At 68.5% G+C, this 5986-nt stretch carries 7 protein-coding genes and 1 pseudogene; 2 read left to right on the forward strand and 6 right to left on the reverse strand.

Annotated elements, in window-relative coordinates; genetic code table 11:
- Window positions 1-4: 4 nt before the first annotated feature.
- From ABD207_RS31530 to ABD207_RS31550, 5 genes are all read right to left on the reverse strand, one after another.
- Window positions 5-265, reverse strand: coding sequence for a hypothetical protein (locus ABD207_RS31530; RefSeq protein WP_344016737.1), 261 nt, complete (start codon window positions 263-265; stop codon window positions 5-7).
- Window positions 262-1095, reverse strand: coding sequence for a phosphoketolase family protein (locus ABD207_RS31535; RefSeq protein WP_344016738.1), 834 nt, complete (start codon window positions 1093-1095; stop codon window positions 262-264). Before ABD207_RS31535 ends, ABD207_RS31530 begins: the two co-directional genes overlap by 4 nt.
- Before the next feature lie 43 nt (window positions 1096-1138).
- Window positions 1139-2296, reverse strand: a complete 1158-nt coding sequence (locus ABD207_RS31540) for a phosphoketolase family protein (protein ID WP_344016739.1) — start codon at window positions 2294-2296, stop codon at window positions 1139-1141.
- Window positions 2296-3390, reverse strand: coding sequence for a hypothetical protein (locus tag ABD207_RS31545; RefSeq protein WP_344016740.1), 1095 nt, complete (start codon window positions 3388-3390; stop codon window positions 2296-2298). The genes ABD207_RS31540 and ABD207_RS31545 overlap by 1 nt, the downstream gene beginning before the upstream one ends.
- Before the next feature lie 147 nt (window positions 3391-3537).
- Window positions 3538-4236 (reverse strand): HAD family hydrolase, encoded by a 699-nt coding sequence (locus ABD207_RS31550; protein ID WP_344016741.1) that lies wholly within the window; start codon window positions 4234-4236, stop codon window positions 3538-3540.
- A gap of 98 nt (window positions 4237-4334) precedes the next feature.
- Between ABD207_RS31550 and ABD207_RS32265 the strand changes: the two are divergent.
- Together ABD207_RS32265 and ABD207_RS31555 are read left to right on the forward strand one after the other, a co-directional pair.
- A pseudogene (locus ABD207_RS32265) lies at window positions 4335-5102 on the forward strand (XRE family transcriptional regulator); the annotation flags it as partial.
- Window positions 5092-5559: an NUDIX hydrolase gene (locus tag ABD207_RS31555; protein ID WP_344016742.1), complete on the forward strand. Its 468-nt coding sequence runs from the start codon at window positions 5092-5094 to the stop codon at window positions 5557-5559. The pseudogene ABD207_RS32265 and the gene ABD207_RS31555, both read left to right, overlap by 11 nt.
- 10 nt (window positions 5560-5569) lie before the next feature.
- On the opposite strand, the gene ABD207_RS31560 is transcribed toward ABD207_RS31555, so the two are convergent.
- A partial coding sequence (locus ABD207_RS31560; protein WP_344016743.1) for a hypothetical protein occupies window positions 5570-5986 on the reverse strand: 417 nt, incomplete at its 5' end.

Here is a 5986-nt window from a genome sequence, read left to right on the forward strand (position 1 = left end):
GTTTTCACGATGCACACCGCCCATTGGGGCGCCTGCGAGCCGCAGCCCGCAGATGGTCCAGCAAGCCGGCGTGGTCAGTGACCAGCGCGTCCTTCGTCTCAGGGGCCAGTACGTCGTTCACGTAGCGCCCCACGCGTTCGCCGACCGGGCCGTACCAACCGAGCGCGTGCCCAGCACGGACCGCGACGAAGAAGGAGTCGTCCCCGGCTGCCGTCGCCTGCCTGGCCTGGACCACGCGGAGGTCCTGGATGGTCCACGAGGTCATCGGACCACCTCGCGAGATGCCAGGAGGAGGTCGGCGGCCCGCTCGACTCCCGGCACGTCCATGCCCATGGTGCGGGCTAGATCGCGCTGCGGCATCGGGCCGGCGAGCTCCTGCCAGCCGATGACGTCGACGGGGCGGCGGAGGCTCCCCGCCAACAGCCCCCATACAGCCGCGGGGTGGCCCAGAGTGAGGAAGAGAACGGAAGCGTGGGAACCGAGACAGTGCTCGACCTCGCAACCCTTCAGCCCCCTCGGCCAGGTGCTCGGGGCACCGAGAACCGTGAGGTCCAGCAGGTTGACGACGCGGACCCGGCACCGGTGACGGTCGCGAATACGGTCGACGGCTTCCGTGGCTACGGCAGCGGGGATGTCTCCCGCTGTCACGATCGTCAGGTCGGGCTCGTCGTCGTCGCTGAGGTGCGACCACACCGCGAGACCACGGCTCCGCTCCTCGTCCAGCGAATCTTCCGGGTGGAGCGTGCGGTTGTGCTTGCCGGTGATGATCAAGTTGACGCGGTCCACCGAGTCGAGCGCCTCATCCAGGACAGCCGCCGTACGAGTCGGGTCCGCCGGCGTCAGCACCCGGACTCCGGGTGCACCGAGGGCCAACAGGGCAGTGGCGAGGGACGGGTCGCCGTGCGTGTGGACGTTGTGCCAGCCGTAGGAAGTCAGGAGGACGTTGAGGCTGGGCAGGCCCTTCGCGCCGTCGAGGCGTCGCTGCTTGATGTGCGTCACCAGCCCGCTGGTGAGCAGAGGGGCGAAGCTCTCGTACGACACGAGCAGGCCCCGTCGGCCGCTGGCGGTCCAGCCGGCGAGCCACTCCAGCAGCACCTCCTCCGCCAGCAGCTCGTGAGCCCATCGCTCACGTGCGAGGTCAGGAAGACGATTGGAGGCCAGTTCGTCGGGGCTGAGGAGAAGGAAGTCGCCTCGTCCGGACTGTCCCAGTGACCGCGCTCGTGAACGAGGCAGCCTTGGGTACTCGCGGGGCGTCCGGGGTGGCCGACCCCGCACGGGGCAGGGCGCACCACCGAACCCGGGCGACTGCCTCTGCCAGGGGCCCTCGGCTGCGTCCCCGCGTGTCGAACAGCTGGGAAGGCCGGTAGGAGGCAAGCCAGTCGTCGAGCTGTGACAGCTGTTGCGCGTCGGCCCGCGGGTTTGTGAGAGGTGTCTTGTGCAGAGCGGCCGTACCGATAAGCGTCTGGCCGCCGAGGGCGACAGGGCCGGTCCATCCCTTGACGCAGCGCAGGACCAGTGCCGTGGGCCGGCCTGCGACAGTGGCCTCCAGGGCGTCCCATAGGGCGGCGTGGAAAGCTGCGTGCTCCGCCTGCGATCCGGCGGTGACGTGGACGATCACGGCCCGCCATCCGATACCGGCGAAGTACGCCCGGAGCCGGACGTCGTCCAGTCGCCCGAGCAGCGACGGACCACCCATGCGGAAGCCGTTCACGTGCACCACGGGAAGTACTGCGGCACCGGTGAGATCTCCGTGGGCGAGCCAGGCCGATGCGGTCGTCGCAGTCTCGCACTCGCCATCACCGATCACAGGCACGACGACCCTGCCGGGAGCGTCGAGCGCGGCCCCTTGGGCGAAGGGCAGGCAGCCCCCGAGTCGTCCACCGAGAAAGGCACCGGCCGGAAGCGCCGGGGTGACTTCGGCTCCCATCCCTTCCACGTTAGGGAAAGCCCGGGAGAGCCGCCGCAGGCCGCCGGCGTCCGGTCCGAATTCCGGACGCAGCCTGCCCAGCTCACCTGTCACCCAGGACGCCGAGAGCTGGACCACGCCGGCATGACCGGCTCCGAGCAGCGGCACGAGGCCGACTTCCCCGTCGAGAGCCCCAGCAGCAAGGGCGAGGTGGGTCAAGGCGAAGGCGGTCCCCGGCACGGTCCCCCAGTGGCCGGACGGACGCTCCTTCACGTGTTCGGCAGTCAGCGGCTGGCTGAGCAGGACATTGTCCCGTAGGTGGAGTTGACACACCGAGGCGTAGCAGATGGCTCTCCACAGGGCCTCGGCCAGAACGGCATCGTTCTCCATCAAGCGCCGACCAGTGTCTCGTCAGCGAAGGTGAAGTACCACAGGGGGCGATAGCACTCCCATGCCGTCGGCCGGAGCCCGGAGGGCTCCATGATCTTCTCTATCTCGGCGCGGGCGCGGAGGTAGTACTCCAGCTCATGAGCGCCGGAGGCGCGCAGGCCGGCCATGATGCGGTTGTGGGCCTGGTAGACCTGGAAGTTCGGGAACTCGGTCACGTATGGCGCGAGGGTCTCCACGCCGGTGCGCAGTGCGTCGAGGTCGTCCAGACCCGCGATGTACGTGAACGACGTCCCGTGGCCGGCGGCGACCGCCCGCCTCAGCACTTCCGGCATCGAGGCCGTCGTCAGCACCGCCTTGCTGGCTTTCAACAGGAGGTCCCGACGCGTGAAGCATTCAGCCGTGAGCCGGAGCACGAAGGGGCCTATGTCGGCAAGCTCGTCGAACGCCTGCCTGGAGTGAAGCACCGAGGTGAGGAAGCCGAGCCTGGCTTCGATGCCGTACTCGGCCAGAACCGATCGCAGGGCCCGCATGTGGTCGACGGCCGCGGGCTCCCGCTCGAAGCATCCGGTGGAGACGGTGACCTCTCGGACTTCCGTAAGGTCCCTCCTGGGGTGCTGCTCGCGCAGCGCGGCGAGGAGTTCCCGGAGGTCCTGTTCTTCCGACAGCCGAGGGTCCGCCGCTGCCTCAAGGGTGTTGGGGCAGAAGGCGCAACCCACGCAGCGGCTGCGGGCATTGGGGTTGAGCGTCAAGGCGGCGCCGCCGTCGCGGAAGTAGCCACCGACCGCCTCATCGGCGTCGATTCGCTCCACCATGCCGACCGGGGAGTCCCCCAGCAGCAGTTGCCCATCGTCCATCAGCCGGAAGGGCGACTCCGCCGCGTTCAGCGGAACGATGAGCTGCCAGGGCACGGACCGTGCGCTGTCCAGTCGCACCTGCAAGCGGGCGCGGTGACGCGGTGCTTCCCCGTCGATTCCGTGGAGGTTGATCGAGATGAGCAGGGCGTCTTCGACCGGCACCCCGTACCGCCGCGCGAGCCGCTCTACGTCCGCGAGTGTGGACGCCGTGCCCGCCTGTCCGCCGAGTAAAGCTGTCACGCGCGTGCTCCATCCATGAGGCCGGAGAGGGATAGCACGTCGGCGGAGCGCGGGGGACGCTCCGCCGACGGCTCCCAAGAGCGTGCCGTCGTAAGGCAGGACGGCGAACCACGCGCAGGGACTTCTTACGGACGTCCTGGGACGTTTTCAGCAGACGGCGTGAGTCAACGACCGTAGGTGACGCATCAGGGCGGCGACGTCTGTGAGATCGGTGAGCACGGTGCCTGCGCCGGCCGCCCTCAGCTCGTCCGCGCTGTGGACGCCAGAGGCCACGCCGATCACATGCGCGCCGGAGTGGAGGGCGGCTTGGACGTCACGCGGCGTGTCACCGATGAGGACCACAGGCGTGTCGGGCGGCGTGCCATAAGTCGCCCGTACACGGGAGCGGGCGACGTCGACCAGGTCCGCCCGGTCCGTCGCGTCCGCTCCGTACGCTCCGCAGTCGATGTCGACCAGACCGTCCAGTCCAAAAGCCCTGAGCTTGACACGGGCGTTCGCCCGGACGTTCCCGGTGAGGACTGAGGAAATCATGTTGGGCTCGGCCGCTACCGCGGCGAGCGCCTCACGGGCACCGGGAAGCACCCGGCCACGACGGGCAAGATCAGCCTCCCGTGCCGCGCCGGCGGCCTCTAGGGCGGGCTGGATCAACGCCCACTCCGGGGGCTCCATACCGTGGTCGCGGAACATCCCCGCGAGGATCAGCCGGTCGGTCCGGCCCCCGGTGCGGGCAGGATGGTCAGCGGTACGGCCGGCGACGCCTTCGAAGGCGGCGGCGTAGATCTCTTTGCTGACGCCGGAGTTCTCGATGAGGGTGTGGTCGATGTCCCAGAGCACGATCAGTGGCACCGGTCCAGCGTAGGCGTACGAACAGTTCCGGCCACAACCGCGTCCAGCGGGCTCATCGCACTTGCGGCCCGCTGTCATGGTCAGGTTGGCTTGCCTGAGTGAATGAGCGACTGCGTTCCGCACTCGTGCAACGTGGCCTGACGGTGGAGGAGTTGGCCGAAGCCTGCTCCGTGGATCCCAAGACCGCCAGCCGGTGGGTCGGTGGCCGAGTCCCCCACCGTCGGCACCGTTGGACGGTCGCGAACCTGCTGCGGGTCGACGAGACATACCTGTGGCCCGAGAACGGCCAGGGGGCTCAGCGGCTCGGCGCGGCCCGCTCGGAGCTCGTCGACACCTACCCCAACCGGGCGAGCGTCCCACGCGATGTGTGGCTCTCCCTGCTTCTGGGCGCCATGAAGCAGGTTGACGTGCTTGTGTTCTCTGGCACCTTCTTCGCGCAGACGAACCCGCACATCGCGAGCATGCTCCAGGAAAGAGCGCAGGCGGGTGTGCGCGTCCGGCTGTGTTTCGGTGATCCGGACGGGGAGGCGGTGCGTGTCAGGGGCAGGGAGGAGGGCATCGGGGACACGCTCGCGGCCAAGATCAAGGCGTCCCTCACCTACTACCGCGACCTCGTTGGCTACCCAGGCTGCGAGGTGCGCCTTCACGACACGACGCTCTACAACTCGATCTTCCGATACGACGACCACCTTATGGTCAACCCGCACATCTGGGGCCAGCCGGCCAGCGCCAACCCGCTTCTCCAGCTCCGCAATACCGACGGCGGGGAGTGGTTCCAGCCGTACAGCGACAGCTTCGAGGCCGTGTGGGCGTCCGCGCGCCCCTGGGCGCCTGACAGGCAGGAGCAGCAACACCGTGGGCAGGACCGAGTACTACAACGACCCCAAGGCCCCCAAGGCCAACACCCTGATCCCCGCCAGCAACATGCTCGTGATCAACGACGAAGGCGCCATCCTCCTCCAGCGACGCCGCGACACCGGCCAGTGGGCCCTGCCCGGCGGAGCCCAGGACATCGGCGAGACACCAGCCCAATGCGCCGTGCGTGAGTGCGAGGAGGAGACAGGCATCGTCGCCGAGGTCATCGGCTTCCTTGGTGTCTACTCCAACCCGGAGCACATCATCGAGTACACCGACGGGGAGATCCGGCAGCAGTACGAGGCCGTGTACATCGGCCGCCCCGTCGGCGGCAAGCCGACCGTCAACGACGAGGCCGATGGTGTTCGCTGGGTCCACCCGGAGGAGCTGCACACGCTCGACATTCACCCGAGCATGCACGAGCAGATTGGCCACTACCTCACCGGGGCCTACCCCTACCTCGGCTGACCGCTCGCGCTCACACCTGGAGGCCGGCCTCGATCGCAGCCGCCCGCACCCGATCCACGCTCGCGTGGATGTGCGGCGCGGCACGTCGGATGAAACGTCCCACCACGCTGTCCTCGCCGTAACGACCCAAGATCTCCTGCAGCCGCTCCTGGGGCGTCGTTCGCTGACCGTCTGGCGTCGTGGTCATGTCGCAGTAGACCAGCGCGTCGACGAGCAGTGGATCATCCAGAATCGGGAACTCGTCGGCCAGCTCGTCCCGCAGGCCGCGCTCCTCGGCTTCCAGTAGGGCGTACGTGTGGTTCGCCACCAGTCTGACGACCCGTTCATCCACACCGGGTGTGTCCCGGAGATACCGTGCGCCGTCCAGTGGGCGGTGTGCATCGTGAAAACTGCACGTCGGGTGGGCTGGTGTGCGTAGGTGTCGGGA

Origin of the sequence: Streptomyces thermospinosisporus (assembly GCF_039526425.1) — a bacterium.
Lineage (GTDB): Bacteria > Actinomycetota > Actinomycetes > Streptomycetales > Streptomycetaceae > Streptomyces > Streptomyces thermocarboxydovorans.

What these genes read in the sequence shown, in the direction of transcription:
- ABD207_RS31540 (WP_344016739.1), bottom strand. Translation starts at nt 2,296, where the DNA reads ATGGAGAACGATGCCGTTCTGGCCGAGGCCCTGTGGAGAGCCATCTGC.
- ABD207_RS31530 (WP_344016737.1), bottom strand. Translation starts at nt 265, where the DNA reads ATGACCTCGTGGACCATCCAGGACCTCCGCGTGGTCCAGGCCAGGCAG.